This is a genomic window from Streptomyces griseochromogenes (assembly GCF_001542625.1).
Taxonomy (GTDB): domain Bacteria; phylum Actinomycetota; class Actinomycetes; order Streptomycetales; family Streptomycetaceae; genus Streptomyces; species Streptomyces griseochromogenes.
In genome coordinates, this window is sequence record NZ_CP016279.1 from 978,829 (window position 1) to 991,791 (window position 12,963).

Here is a 12,963-nt window from a genome sequence, read left to right on the forward strand (position 1 = left end):
CTTTCGAAGGTCACGTCCGCTTGAGAGTGCGCACCGGCTCTCCGGGCTTCCAGACCTGGGCGACCAGATACCGCTCGTCCTCGACGTAGGTCCGTACGACCTCCGTCAGCTCGGTGCGGAAGAGGTGGAACGGCTGCGGCGGTTCCACCTCTTTCACATACGCCCCCTTCACCGCCGTATCGACGACCTCGAACGCCCGCCCGGCGACCCGGACGTCCCCGCCGCCCATCCCGGTGTCCTCCCCGGGGTTGGCCTGCAGCGCGAAGCGCGGGTCGCGGAGCAGATCGAGGGCCTTGAGGGAGCGTGGCATCATGCCGAGCCACAGCTCTCCGCCCAGGAAGCGGACCTCCAGGCCGCTGGTGCGCGGGGAGCCGTCCTTGCGCAGGGTCGCGAGGACGTGATGCCGGTGGGCGCCGAAGCGCTCCTCGGCGATCTCTGCCAGTTCGGGTGCGGCGGTGGTGAAGGCTGCCCAGTTCATACGCGCCAGTCTCACCGGCAAACCGGACAACCTCTGTCGTGTATTCGCTGCGTACGTCATCTTTACAAAACAGCTCTGCCCTTTTGCGCTGACCGGCGGTAACTTCCGGCCCGTACAGCAATCCCCCCGCTGGAGGACCTATGCACGGGCCCACCCCGCCCCTGCCGCTGCCCACCGACCAGCTGCGGTTCGCCATGCCGCCCATGCACGACTCGGTCGAGGACGAACGCCGGCACCGCAAGGAGCGGCTCGCGGGCGCGCTGCGGATCTTCGGACGCGCCGGATTCGAGGACGGGGTCTCGGGCTACATCACCGCGCGCGACCCCGAGTTCACCGACTGCTTCTGGGTCAACCCGTTCGGGATGCCGTTCAAGCACGTCACCGTCAGCGACCTCGTCCTCGCCAACCAGGACGGGCAGGTCGTCGAAGGCCGCTACCACGTCAACCAGGCCGCGTTCACCGTGCACGCCCAGGTCCACGCCGCCCGCCCCGACGTCGTCGCCGTCGCCCACTGTCACTCCGTGCACGGCCGGGCCGTCGCCGCACTCGGCGACCTCGTCGACCCCATCACCCAGGAGAGCTGCGCCTTCTACGAGGACGTGGCCCTCTACGACGCCTACACCGGCGTCACCGTCGACGCCGAGGAGGGCCGCCGTATCGCGGCCGCGCTCGGCTCCCGCAAGGCGCTCGTGCTGCGCAACCACGGGGCGCTGACGGTCGGCGACTCGGTGGACGCCGCGGCCTGGTGGTTCCTGTCCCTGGAACGGTCCTGCCAGGTGCAACTGATGGCCAAGGCGGCCGGCCGCCCGGCGCTCATCGATCACAAGCTGGCCGTGGCCACCCGCGAACAGCTCGGCGGCGACCTCGTGGCCTGGATCAACTACCAGCCGCTGTGGCAGGACATCAGCCGCAGCGAACCGGACCTGCTCAGCTGACCCTCCTCACTCGAACCCTCTGAGCACCGCCGCCTTGGTCATCGCGAACTCCTCGTCCGTGAGGACCCCGTCCCGGTGCAGCTCGCCCAGCTCCCGCAGCCGGCGCAGCAGCACGTCGTGGTGGTCCGCCCGGTCGCGGTCCTGCTGCGCCGGTACGGCGGCCGCCGGCAGGTCCCGGAGCGTGGAGGCGGCGCCGGTGCGGGCGGAGGGATGCGGCCGCCGCGCGGTGACGGCCGCCGCGACCAGTGCGGTCAGCAGATCGCGCCGGACGCTGCCCCACAGGTCGAGGGTGTAGGGGTCCCGCTCGGGCGGCAGCTTGGAGAACACGGTCTCCCGCGTCACGAACCGCAGGAAGCCGTCCTCGTGACCGGAGTTGGGCAGCCACTCGACCTGGACCAGGTCGCCGAGGCAGATGATGCGCGGCCCGGTCGCGCGCTTGATCCGGTCGGAGGTGTCGGCCCAGTCGATGCGGACCTGGGCGCCGTCGAAGGAGACCGTGCCGTCGGAGGACCGCACCGAGACCGGCACCGGCGGGCCCGGCAGCAGATAGGACGCCGTGGGCTCCTTGGGGACCTCGTCGAGCAGCAGCGCGTGCCGGATCTCCTCGGCGACGTACTCGGCGATCCCCGAGCGGTCCGCGTCCACCGCCAGCCGGTAGGGATCGGCCGCGTCCGGCAGCCGCCCGCCCGTGGCCTGCAGCAGCGGATCGGCGCCCTCACGCAGCCGCATGCGCAGCCGGCCGTGCCTGCGCTCGGATTCGTAGACGACGTCCGAGACCGCCGCGAGGGGTACCGCGACCTCTCCGTACGTCTGGCGGAACAGCGGTACCGAGCGGTGGAGCCCGGGGGTGATCCGGATCGTGCTGCCGTCGAACGCCCAGGTGCCGTCCCGCTGGATGACCTCGGCCATGGGGAGATTCTCGCAGCCAGGTCAACACGCAGGCCCGAACTTCACCCCCCGTGACCCGGCCCGGCGGACCCGGACGCCTCCGCGTAGGGCACAATTCGCTGTCGTCGCAGGGGAGTTGCACGGCAGCGGAAAGGCTCGACGAGCGAGCCGCCGGCCGTGTCTCGGGTCGTGGGGAAGGCGGGCGTCGGGCGTGGCGGTGCAGGAGGCGAGGCAGGAGACGGCAACGGGTGCCGACAGGGCACACGGAGGCGGTTGCACCTGCGGGGGCTGTCCGCACGGCGCCCGCGAGGGGCACCGGCGGGCCGTCGCCGCGTTCCTGCGCGCACGCGACGAGTTCGCTGCCGGGCAGGGGCTGCCGCCCGCCGTCGCGCACTCCGCCTCCGCCTCCCGCCAGTGGGTCTCCGAGGAGCTGACCCAGCAGGCGGAGGAGGTCGCCGAACGCGGCCGCGCCGAGGGCGAGGCATGGCTCGCCCGCCTGTGGCGGCGCACCGTGTACGCCGTGGGGGGCGCGGTCCTCGTCCTGCTGTTCACCGCGTCGTTCACCGCGATCGGCGCGGGCTGGACCAGCGCGCGCACCGCCGCACTGCTCGCCGCGCTCGTCGTCGCGGGCGCGCTGAGCGCCGCCTCCTGGTTCCACCGGGCGCGCGGCGGGGTGCTCGCGCCGGTGATCGGCGAGGACAACCGGATGTCCACCTCGCGCACGGTGGCGGCCGGTTGGGTGCTGTTCGTCGTCTACGCGGTCCTGCTGCTGGCGGGCCGCCTGGCCGCCGCCTCCGAGCATGCCGAGCGCGACGCGCTGATCACGGGTCTCGACCTCGCGCACGGGGCGGGCATGGTGACCGTCCTGGCCGTGGTGTGCGGTATCGCCGTGCTGGTGCGCCGGGTGGTCGGCCTGCGCGTCCTCACCCAGCGGCTGCAGAAGGTACCCGCCCACCGCCCGCGCGCCGCCGACCTGCTGACCGACGACGCCGGCCGGGGCGCCTTCACCGACATCCAGTACGTCGTCATCAGCGCCGTCGCCCTGCTGTTCGTCGCCGTACGAATGGCCCGCCGCCCCGACCAACTGCCCGACCTGCCCTGGGGACTCGCGGTCGTGGTGCTGATCTCGGCCGCGACCTACCTGGCCGGCAAGTACGCCGAGGGCGGCCGCCCGGTGATCCTCTCCGTGGTCCGCGCCCGCGAGCCCGGCGATCTGGACGGCCCCATCCGCACCGGCGACGACATCGAGATCCGCGGCACCGGTTTCGTGCCGCCGGGGGCCCGGAGCGCCGACCGCCTCTCCCGGATGGTCGTCCGCATCGGCGCGGTCGACGTCCACGTCCCGCTGGTCCCCGTCACCGGTGGCTTCCGCAACCCCACGGACACCGTCCTGACCGTGCCCGTACCGGCGGAGGTGGAGCCCGGGGCGGTGGAGGTGCAGGTCGTCACCGCGGCCGGGGTGGCGACCAACCGCTGCATCGTCGAAGTGACGGAGTGAACGGTGTGGGTGGAAGGGCCCGGCGAGCGACGACGTCCCGTCCGCCCCACCGACGGATCCGCACCGGCAGCCCGCGCGAGCGGCGGGGGAGCGGGCGCCCGCGCTGGTCATGCGTCTGGTCACCTTCACCTCCCTGAACCGTCCGGACCACGACCGGCGCGACTTCGCCCGCTCGAAGATCGCCGTCCGGAACCCCGAGCGCTCGCCCGCGTCCGACCCGTCCGCCCCAGTCCTTGCGAAATACCGGAAATCCGGAAAAACGTCCGGGTGAGGATTGAACGATCCCGCCCCGTCGTGCGTATCGTCGAATGAGGGGTCTGACACGGTGGGCGAGAGGCGGGCGGGAACGATGACTCACGGCATTCGGACGGACACCCAAAATTCGCATCTGAACGGCCGTCGCGACTGGCAGGGCACCGCCACCCGCTATGCGCTCCTTCCGCTCCGCGTCTTCCTCGGCGTCACCTTCATCTACGCCGGCCTGGACAAACTCACCGACAGCGCCTTCATGAAGTCCGGCGGCGCCGGCTCGATCGGCGAGACGATGCACGCGGCCCGCGACTCCGCCGCCGTCCCGGCCCTGGTCGACCTGGCCCTGAAGAGTCCGGTCGGATTCGGCTACGCCATCGCCCTCGGTGAGCTGGCCGTCGGCATCGGCATCCTGCTCGGCCTGCTCGGCCGCCTGGCCGCCCTCGGCGGCGCACTGATCTCGCTCAGCCTGTGGCTGACCGTGAGCTGGGCCACCACGCCCTACTACTACGGCAACGACCTCGCCTATCTGATGGCCTGGCTGCCCCTCGTCCTCGCCGGAACCCCGTACTTCTCCTTGGACGCGGCTCTGCGCGCGCGCCGACGACAGCGCGCGGACCTCCACCGCTAGCCGTGTGCGGCGACGGTTCCCGCTAGCCGTCCAGGACGCCGCTCCCCAGCCGCTTCCTGGCGCGTCTGCGTCTGCGTATGCCCCCCGCCACGACCGCGGCGACAGCCGCCAGACAGAGCCCGCCCACCACGAGCGGAACGATCACGTACCACGGGGTGTCCCACAGACCGGCCGCGTCACCGGCGTAGAGCGTGCCGGCGGCGGCGAAGACGAGACCGGCGATCAGCCGTCCGGGCTGGAACTCATGACGCAGCACGACTGACCTCCACCTGCCCGACGCCCATCCGCAGACCGATCTCCAGCGTGCCGGTGTTCTTGCCGCCCTTGACCGGCGACAGCGTCACGCTCTCGTGCCTGCCCGGCTTCACGTCCACGTCCTTCCTGTTGTCGCCGGGCAACTGGATGTCGCCCATCCCCACGTCGATGTCCATCCGCACCGTCGCCTCCGCCGGCACGATCACCTTCAGCTGTCCCGCGCCCACCTCGGCGTCGGTGGCCACCGTCTGTCCACCGGCGAGGTGCACCCGGGTCAGGTCCAGGGTGCCCACGCCGGAACCGATCTCGTACCCGGACCGCACGGCCGCGGCCGAGGCCGGCTGCCAGGACGTCCGCGTCCAGTGGGTCGTGATGTTCTTGGGCAGGGCCACCGCTCCCGCGAGCAGCGCCGCCGTGACGATCGCCAGGAACACCATCCTGGCTCCCGTCCGCCCCAGGAACGCGCTGAACGCGATGCCCAGGCCGAGGACCGCGAGCGCGCAGGCCAGACCGGCCTGCAGGCTGGTGCCCAGCGGGTGGGTGTGCCAGGTCAGCCCGGTCCCCAGGCCCCCGGCCAGCAGGGCGAGCAGGAACACCCAGCCGCCGATCCAGCGGGCGCCGCGAGGTATGGGGGGCTCGCTGCGCGTGGGCCGCGGGGAGCCCCCGTGCGTCCAGGGGGTGGTGACACCGACGTCGACGGCCGAGACGAGGTCCCGGTCGCGGGCGTCACCGGGACCCCACAGATAGCCGGTGCCCCCGACGTGGGTGCCGTCCTTGACGATCGGGTCCCGCCACCACGACGGGAAGTAGGTGGCGACCGGCGGCGCCTGGGCCTCCGGCGGGGCGTCGGCGGCGGCCTGCGCGGCGAGCGGGTCGGGGCCGTGGGCGTCGCGGTGCCGTGACCAGTACCCGGCGCCGGCCAGCAGCAGGGAGAGCACCATGGCGAAGGCCAGCACCCCGCCGTTCCTCAGCATGGTCAGGAAGATTCCGCAGCCGACCAGGGCGAACATGACCGCCGCCAGGGCCTGGCCGTCGACCCGTCCGGTCAGCAGTCTGCGGACCTCGTTCTCCTCTTCCTCGTCGTAGGGCACGAGGAGCCAGGCGAACCCGTAGAAAAGGAGACCGATGCCGCCGGTCGCGGCCAGCACGGCCAGGGTGATCCGGAAGATCACCGGGTCCATGTCGGTCTGCCGCCCGAGCCCGGCACACACACCGGCGATCATCTTGTGCCGGCGGTCGCGCCGGAAGCGGTGGGGGGCGTCGAGGGCGTCCTGCTCCTCTTTCTTCTCCTCTGCCTTCGCTGTCTTCTCCCTACCGGCACTGGCCGCACCGGTACCGGCGGTTCCCGTCGCGGCGGGCGCGGCATCCGTCGGTCCGGTGCCCGGGGCCGGGCGCGGGCCGGGGCCGGGTCCCGGACCCGTCGCGGCGTGCTCGTGATCCGTCATGCGTCCATGGTGACGGCCCGGCGGCCGCGACGGCAGTCGGGATGACCCTGGGCGAACCCTGAGATCTGCCCTGAGACGGGGCGGGGAGATGTCCGAGCCCGGGTCGGCGGTGCATTTCGGACGGGTGAGGGGGCAGGTGAGGGAAGATCAGGGGAGACTAGGGGGCCGACCCTGATGCTCCGCACCCGCGGCCATGTGACCATCGATGGCATGCCGGAAGCCGCATCACTGCCACTCGACGACCCGCAGCCGCCGCGCAAGCTCTACCGCAGCAGCGACGGCCGCTGGCTCGGCGGAGTGGCGCGAGGCCTCGCCGGGCACCTCGGGCTGCCCGTGATCTGGGTGCGGCTCGCCTTCGTCGGCCTGTTCATGGCCAACGGACTCGGAGCGCTGCTGTACGCGGCCTTCTGGTTCTTCGTCCCGCTCGGCGTCGGCGGCGTCGGCGACCACAAGCCGCCGTCGCTGGTCGGCACCGAGACCTCGCCGGACGGCCGCCGAAGACTGGTGGCCCGCAAGCCGGACAGGGGCCAGATCGTCGCCCTGCTCCTCATGGTCATCGTGTCCATGGTCTTCGTGGGCAGCGTCAACCTGACCAACGCGGCGAAGGCGTACCTGGTGCCCTCCGTCCTGGTCGCGGCCGGTGTCGCCCTCGTCTGGCGCCAGGCCGACAACGCCCGCCGGGCCCGCTGGGTGGAGGTCGGCAGCCGTCGGCGCACCCTCAGCCTGCTGCGGGCGGGCGTCGGCGTCCTGCTGGTCACGGCCGGTGTTTCGGCCATGTTCGTCATGCAGGGCTCGGCCGCTCACCTCGGCGCGGTCCTCCAGGCCGCGCTCGCCGTCCTCGTCGGCATCACGCTTCTCGCCGGCCCCTACCTGGTCCGGATGACCCAGGACCTGTCCGAGGAGCGCCTGATGCGCATCCGCGCCCAGGAGCGCGCCGAGGTCGCCGCCCACGTCCACGACTCCGTGCTGCACACCCTCACCCTGATCCAGCGCAACGCCGACAACGCGAACGAGGTACGCCGCCTGGCCCGCGCCCAGGAGCGCGACCTGCGCACCTGGCTGTACAAGCCGGAGGGCACGGGCAAGGACGAGGCCGACGAGCCGGACACGGTCGCCGAGGCGGTGCGGCGCAACGCCGCCGAGGTCGAGGACAAGCACGGTGTGCCCATCGAGGTGGTCGTGGTCGGCGACTGCCCGCTCGACGAGCGGACCACGGCGCAGATGCAGGCCGCGCGTGAGGCGATGGTGAACGCCGCCAAGTACGGTGGCGAGGGCGGCGCCGTACAGGTCTATGCCGAAGTCGAGGGAAAGACGGTCTTCGTGTCCGTCCGCGACCGCGGCCCGGGCTTCGACCTCGATTCGATACCCGACGACCGCATGGGTGTCAGAGAATCGATCATCGGCCGCATGGAGCGCAACGGCGGCACGGCCCGGCTGCGGTCGGTGCCGGGCGGCGGCACGGAGGTCGAGCTGGAGATGGAGAGGGTGGAGAAGACGTCATGAGCGACGCGACGGAGGCGAACGGTACGGCGGGAGCGGCGGAGGCGGCCGGGTCCGGACCTGCCGCCGGCGGCCCGGGCGGGCGCCATGTGCGCGTGGTGCTCGTCGACGACCACCGCATGTTCCGCACCGGGGTCCAGGCCGAGATCGGGCAGACCGCCCAGACCGGCGTCGAGGTGGTCGGCGAGGCCGCGGACGTCGACCAGGCGGTCACGGTCATCACCGCTACCCGGCCCGAGGTGGTCCTGCTCGACGTGCACCTGCCGGGTGGCGGAGGGGGCGAAGTGCTGCGCCGGTGCGCGGCGTTGATGGCGGACACCGAGCAGCCCGTCCGCTTCCTCGCGCTGTCCGTGTCGGACGCCGCGGAGGACGTGATCGGCGTGATCCGCGGCGGCGCGCGCGGCTATGTCACCAAGACCATCACCGGCACCGACCTGGTCGACTCGATCTTCCGCGTCCAGGAGGGCGACGCCGTCTTCTCCCCGCGCCTGGCCGGGTTCGTCCTGGACGCCTTCGCGTCCACCGATGCCCCACCGGTCGACGAGGACCTGGACCGCCTCACCCAGCGGGAGCGAGAGGTGCTGCGGCTGATCGCCCGTGGCTACGCCTACAAGGAGATCGCCAAGCAGCTGTTCATCTCGGTGAAGACGGTCGAGTCCCATGTCTCGGCGGTGCTGCGCAAGCTCCAGCTGTCCAACCGCCATGAGCTGACCCGCTGGGCGACGGCCCGCCGCCTGGTCTGACCCGGCTCGGGCGGCGCCCTCACGCCACCCGGGTGGCCCCCGCGAACGGCATCAGGTCGACGGGGGCGAGCCGGACAGGTGCCGAGGGGTTGGGGGCGTGGATCATCTGGCCGTCGCCGACGTAGATGCCGACGTGGCTGATGCCCGCGTAGAAGAACACCAGGTCGCCGGGCTGGAGTTCCGAGCGGGAGACGCGTCGGCCCGCGTTGATCTGGGCGTAGGTGGTGCGCGGCAGGGAGATGCCGGCGGAGCGGTAGGCCGCCTGGGCCAGGCCCGAGCAGTCGAAGGCGTTCGGGCCGGTCGCGCCCCACACGTAGGGGCTGCCGAGCTTCTGGTAGGAGTAGGCGACGGCAGCCGCCGCCCGGGCGTCGGGGGCGGCGACGGACCCTGCCCGCTCCAGGCCGGCCCGGGCGTCCGGGGCCGACCGCGAAGCATGGCCCGAGGCCGTGCCGTCGCCGTTGACCTGCGCCCGCTCCGGCGCGCTGAGCCGTGCCAGCAGCCTGCGCGCCTGCGTCAGCTTCGCGGTGATGGTCTGCTTCTGCCGCTTCACCTCCGCCTGCCGCGCCCGCAGCGAATTCAGCTCGATACGGGCGGCGCCGCGCAACTGCTCGATCTCCCGCAGCTGTTCGCGCACCCGCGCCACAGCCCCGGCCTGGCGCTCACCGGCCCGTTCCGCGAGCGCTGCCCCGTCCAGATAGCGGTCCGGGTCGCTGGACAGCGCGAGCTGCCAGGCGGGGTCGATCGCGCCTTGGCGGTACTGCGCCGCCGCGAACGAACCCAGCGCGTTGCGGGCCGTGTTGAGCCTGTCCTGCTTGCGGGCTGTCTCGTCCCGCAGCGAGTTCAGCCGCCGCTCGGCCGTGTCCGCCTTCTCCTTCGCCCCGTTGTACTTCTCGGTGGCGGCCTCCGCCTCCTGGTACAGCTTGTCCACCTCGGTCTTCACCTGGGCCGGCGTCAGCTCCGGCTCGGCGTGACCCGTCCCCTCGAAGGCCGTCGCGCCCGCCGCGCCCGCCAGGGCGAGGGTCGCGGCCGTGCGGGCGGTGTTGCCGCCGAGCGAGCGCTGTCGGGGCTTGCGGTGCGCTGCCACCTGGACCGTCACGTCCTTCCGTAGGACCTCCGCGACCGAGTGGTCGGGGCGTCCGGCGGCGGCCCGCACAGGGGGATCGGGCCGCCGCGGGACCCTTCTCGGCGGTGATGGCCGACTGTCGCCCTGGCCCGAGCGGCGGTGGGGAGCCGGTCACCTGGAGGAGGACGCTAAGCCGGGCGGTGACGGTCAGGTAACGCACTGTGCGGAACTGGCTGTGACGGATCGGGTCGTGACGGTATGTGACCGTATTGCCGGGCTGGAGTCGTCGCCTTCACGCAGCGTGGTGACCGATGTGCGGAATGCGGAACACACGGGAGTCACGGAGTGCTATGGGGCGCATAAATGCAAGATCGGCGGGTGCCGTGGGGGCCGGTGACCGGAGCCTTCGGAGCACCTCATTAGGCTCCGGGCTCATGGACGTACTCATCCATCTCTTCGTCGGCCTGCACATCATCGGCATCGCCGCGCTGCTCGGCGGTTTCCTGTCCCAGATGAAGGCGATGGGCCAGGGCACGGCCCGCTTCGTCCCCGGGATGCTGCACGGGGCGCTCACCATGCTGGTCACCGGTGTCGCCCTCGTCGGCCTCAACCAGGCCGACGACCACCATGTCAACGTCCTCAAGATCGGCGTGAAGCTGGCCCTGCTGATCGTGATCCTCGGGCTGGTCTATGTGCAGCGCGACGAGGAGAAGGTGGACAAGCGCCTCTTCGGGCTGGTCGGTCTGCTGACCACCGCGAACATCTTCATCGCCGTGCTGTGGACGTGACGCTCAGCGCGCCCGGCCGATCCCGGCGCGCGCCGCGAGCGCCGCGCCGGCCGCGACCGTGAGCCACAGCGCCACCCCCACCCACACCAGCACCCGCCCCGGCCCCCTCAGCCACCCGGCTCCGAGGGCGGCCGCGACCGACAGCGTGGCCGCCGCCGTCATCCCGACCGGGAACGCCGTCGCCCAGCGCCGCATGTCGTAGCGCAGCCGCGGCCGGGCCACCTCGGCGGCCAGCAGCACCACGCACCAGGCCAGGCCCAGAACGAGCAGCGCGCCCGTCACGGTGCGCAGCACACCGCGGTCGTCGTCGTTCCACAGATACAGGCGCGGGCTGTCGGCCAGGAGCAGTCTCGCCCCGGCCAGCGCCGAGATGGCCAGAGCCCCGCCCGCGACCCACTGGTCCCCGGCCCCCTCGAAGATCTGTCGCGGGTCGAAGCGCGTCAGGGCGAAGCCGTAGAGCACCAGGCCCAGCCAGAACAGCACCAGTGCGGCGCGCGCGAGCCATGCCGTCCCGTCGGCCGCGGCCAGGGTGGCCGCCAGCACCGCGAGCCCCTGCGTCGCCACACAGCACAGGAACACCGTTCCGGGCATGCGCGGCCGCCAGCGCCGTACGGCGAGAAACAGCAGGCCCGGCCAGAGCAGCGCCGCCAGGACCAGCGACGCCTGCGCGAGATGCTGCCTGCCGAGCACCGAGAAACGGGTACCGATCACCGTCGTGGCCGCGACGGCGACGAGGGAGGCCGGGCTCTGCGCCTCGGCCATCCACCGCTCCCGCTGCGTCGCCAGCCGTACGACGAAGTCCGCGGCGAGCGCCACCCAGGCGACGCAAGCCAGCCACAGGAAGCCCCGGGAGACCGTCTCGGCGCCCGTCAGCTGCAGGCCCACCGAGACGATGCCGGTCGCCATGACGGCGGCTCCCGCCGTCGGCGGACGCCCCGCCCACCACGCACGCAGAGCCGAGATGCCGGGCATGCGCCCGATGCTAGGGAGCGGGGCAGTCCGCAGGAGGAGGGCACGCGCCCGTGGGGCTCGAAAAGAGCACCGGTCAGGCGGGCCGCACCACGCTGTGGATGATCGATTCGCCGCCGTGGTGGACGGACTCCTCGCGGACGTACGCGCCGGGCTTCGGGGCGTGGATCATCAGGCCGTCGCCGGTGCACAGGCCCACATGGCTGCTGTCGCCGTGGAAGAAGACCAGGTCACCGGGCCGGGCGTCGGCCAGGGGGACCGGTGTGCCCGTGCGGGCCTGGTCGTGGCCGGCGCGCGGGAGGCTGACGCCGGCGGCCTTCCAGGCGGCCTGGACCAGCCCGGAGCAGTCGTAGGAGCCGGGGCCGCTGGCACCGCACACGTACGGCTTGCCGATCTGGGCACGGGCGAAGGCGACCGCCTTGCCGGCCCGGGTGGCGTACGAGCCGGCGGATCCGGTGGACGGCGGAGCGGTCTCCTGCCGGGCCGGTACCCGCGGCTGCGCGGGCCCGGCCGCCTGCCGCGCGGCCTCCGCCCGGTTCCGCGGCTCGATCGCGGCCGGCCGAGCGTTCTCCTGGGCCGTCAGCCGGGACAGCAGCTCGCGTGCGGTGGCGAGCTTCTCCTGGACCCTCGCCTTGGCCGTCTTCACGTCGTACGGCGCCGCGGCCGGCGTCTCGGGGGCGGCGCCGGTCTTCCCCCGCTCGGCGGTGCCCTTCACACGCGTGGCCAGCCGGTTCATCACCCGCTGCGGGGCGAAGTGGTCCTGCGGAAACTCCGCGAGGAGGGCGGCCGTGTCCGTGGCGGCGCCCAACGAGACCAGTCCTTCACGGGCCTTGGCGAGCCGGCCCGGGCGCCGGGCACTCTCCTCGGCCGGGGCGTCCCGGCGCCCCTGCTGCCTGCCCGCCGGCTCCTCCTCCGCCGCCGGGTCCGCCCTGCGGTAGAACTCGTCGACCTTCTTCTCGATCTCTTCCAGGCTCGGCCGGCCGCCGAGGGCGGGGGCGGGGGCGGCCTCGGCCGTCGGGGCCAGGACGGCCACGGAGGTGAAGGCGGCGGTGGCGAGGGCCGGGGTGCGGACGGCCGGTCCGAGGGCTTTGCCGGGGCCCGGCTTGCGGTGCGACGCCAAGGGAGGCGACTCCTTCCAATGTGCCGCCTACCGGGTTAGCTGTCGGGTTCGGGCGGATGGTTCGGAAGGGTTGCCCTACGGCTTCGTCCCGGGCGGGAGTCGGCCGATTCACCCCAGGATCGGTGGGTCCCCGGCTCCGGCGGCCACGCGAAGGCGCACCGGACTCGGCGGAGGCCGCGCGGCCCGGCGAGGTTCGCCGGAAGGGGTCGTGCGGCCTGACGGCAACCTAGCCAACTCGTGTGACTCCTGTGAAGGTTGGTGCCTCATATGTCCGATACATTTCCGTGATCTGGCGGCTGTTTCATACAGGCGTGACAAGGCGGTTCCGCTGGGTGAGGGCCGATCGGCGCCCGGCGGTCGACGATCGGCCCTCCGCAGGCGTGTCCGATAGCGAACCCTGC

The 12,963-nt window shown here is 72.6% G+C and carries 13 protein-coding genes and 1 riboswitch; of the genes, 6 read left to right on the forward strand and 7 right to left on the reverse strand.

Going from position 1 to position 12,963, the window contains the following annotated elements:
• Positions 1 to 10 precede the first annotated feature (10 nt).
• Complete coding sequence (locus tag AVL59_RS04675) at positions 11 to 478, reverse strand: pyridoxamine 5'-phosphate oxidase family protein (RefSeq protein ID WP_067299909.1); 468 nt, start codon at positions 476 to 478, stop codon at positions 11 to 13.
• Positions 479 to 618: 140 nt separating this feature from the next.
• Between AVL59_RS04675 and AVL59_RS04680 the strand changes: the two genes are divergently transcribed.
• Positions 619 to 1,413, forward strand: coding sequence for a class II aldolase/adducin family protein (locus AVL59_RS04680; protein ID WP_067299910.1), 795 nt, complete (start codon positions 619 to 621; stop codon positions 1,411 to 1,413).
• 6 nt (positions 1,414 to 1,419) lie between these two features.
• Here AVL59_RS04680 and AVL59_RS04685 read toward each other — a convergent pair whose 3' ends face one another.
• Positions 1,420 to 2,322 (reverse strand): DUF4429 domain-containing protein, encoded by a 903-nt coding sequence (locus AVL59_RS04685; protein WP_067299911.1) that lies wholly within the window; start codon positions 2,320 to 2,322, stop codon positions 1,420 to 1,422.
• Positions 2,323 to 2,512: 190 nt separating this feature from the next.
• Here AVL59_RS04685 and AVL59_RS04690 point away from each other — a divergent pair, with 190 nt between their 5' ends.
• Positions 2,513 to 3,799: a hypothetical protein gene (locus AVL59_RS04690; RefSeq protein WP_067299912.1), complete on the forward strand. Its 1,287-nt coding sequence runs from the start codon at positions 2,513 to 2,515 to the stop codon at positions 3,797 to 3,799.
• 349 nt (positions 3,800 to 4,148) lie between these two features.
• On the forward strand, positions 4,149 to 4,679 hold the full coding sequence (locus tag AVL59_RS04695) for a DoxX family membrane protein (protein WP_067299913.1): 531 nt from the start codon (positions 4,149 to 4,151) through the stop codon (positions 4,677 to 4,679).
• A gap of 22 nt (positions 4,680 to 4,701) precedes the next feature.
• Here the strand turns inward: AVL59_RS04695 and AVL59_RS04700 are convergent, their stop codons facing one another.
• Entirely contained in the window at positions 4,702 to 4,935 is a 234-nt protein-coding gene (locus AVL59_RS04700; protein WP_067299914.1) for a hypothetical protein, read from the reverse strand.
• On the reverse strand, positions 4,922 to 6,379 hold the full coding sequence (locus tag AVL59_RS04705) for a PspC domain-containing protein (protein WP_067299915.1): 1,458 nt from the start codon (positions 6,377 to 6,379) through the stop codon (positions 4,922 to 4,924). The genes AVL59_RS04700 and AVL59_RS04705 overlap by 14 nt, the downstream gene beginning before the upstream one ends.
• A 210-nt stretch (positions 6,380 to 6,589) precedes the next feature.
• On the opposite strand from AVL59_RS04705, the gene AVL59_RS04710 reads away from it, so the two are divergent.
• Complete coding sequence (locus AVL59_RS04710) at positions 6,590 to 7,882, forward strand: ATP-binding protein (RefSeq protein ID WP_067316899.1); 1,293 nt, start codon at positions 6,590 to 6,592, stop codon at positions 7,880 to 7,882.
• Entirely contained in the window at positions 7,879 to 8,622 is a 744-nt protein-coding gene (locus tag AVL59_RS04715; protein WP_067299916.1) for a LuxR C-terminal-related transcriptional regulator, read from the forward strand. Before AVL59_RS04710 ends, AVL59_RS04715 begins: the two co-directional genes overlap by 4 nt.
• 19 nt (positions 8,623 to 8,641) lie before the next feature.
• On the opposite strand, the gene AVL59_RS04720 is transcribed toward AVL59_RS04715, so the two are convergent.
• Entirely contained in the window at positions 8,642 to 9,706 is a 1,065-nt protein-coding gene (locus AVL59_RS04720; RefSeq protein ID WP_208870570.1) for a C40 family peptidase, read from the reverse strand.
• A gap of 413 nt (positions 9,707 to 10,119) precedes the next feature.
• Between AVL59_RS04720 and AVL59_RS04725 the strand changes: the two genes are divergently transcribed.
• Positions 10,120 to 10,473, forward strand: a complete 354-nt coding sequence (locus AVL59_RS04725) for a hypothetical protein (protein WP_067299918.1) — start codon at positions 10,120 to 10,122, stop codon at positions 10,471 to 10,473.
• Between the two features lie 3 nt (positions 10,474 to 10,476).
• On the opposite strand, the gene AVL59_RS04730 is transcribed toward AVL59_RS04725, so the two are convergent.
• Both AVL59_RS04730 and AVL59_RS04735 read right to left on the reverse strand, forming a co-directional pair.
• Positions 10,477 to 11,445, reverse strand: a complete 969-nt coding sequence (locus tag AVL59_RS04730) for a tellurite resistance/C4-dicarboxylate transporter family protein (RefSeq protein ID WP_067299919.1) — start codon at positions 11,443 to 11,445, stop codon at positions 10,477 to 10,479.
• Positions 11,446 to 11,518: 73 nt separating this feature from the next.
• Positions 11,519 to 12,562, reverse strand: coding sequence for a C40 family peptidase (locus AVL59_RS04735; RefSeq protein WP_067299920.1), 1,044 nt, complete (start codon positions 12,560 to 12,562; stop codon positions 11,519 to 11,521).
• Between the two features lie 7 nt (positions 12,563 to 12,569).
• A riboswitch (cyclic di-AMP (ydaO/yuaA leader) is annotated at positions 12,570 to 12,714 on the reverse strand.
• Positions 12,715 to 12,963 lie beyond the last annotated feature (249 nt).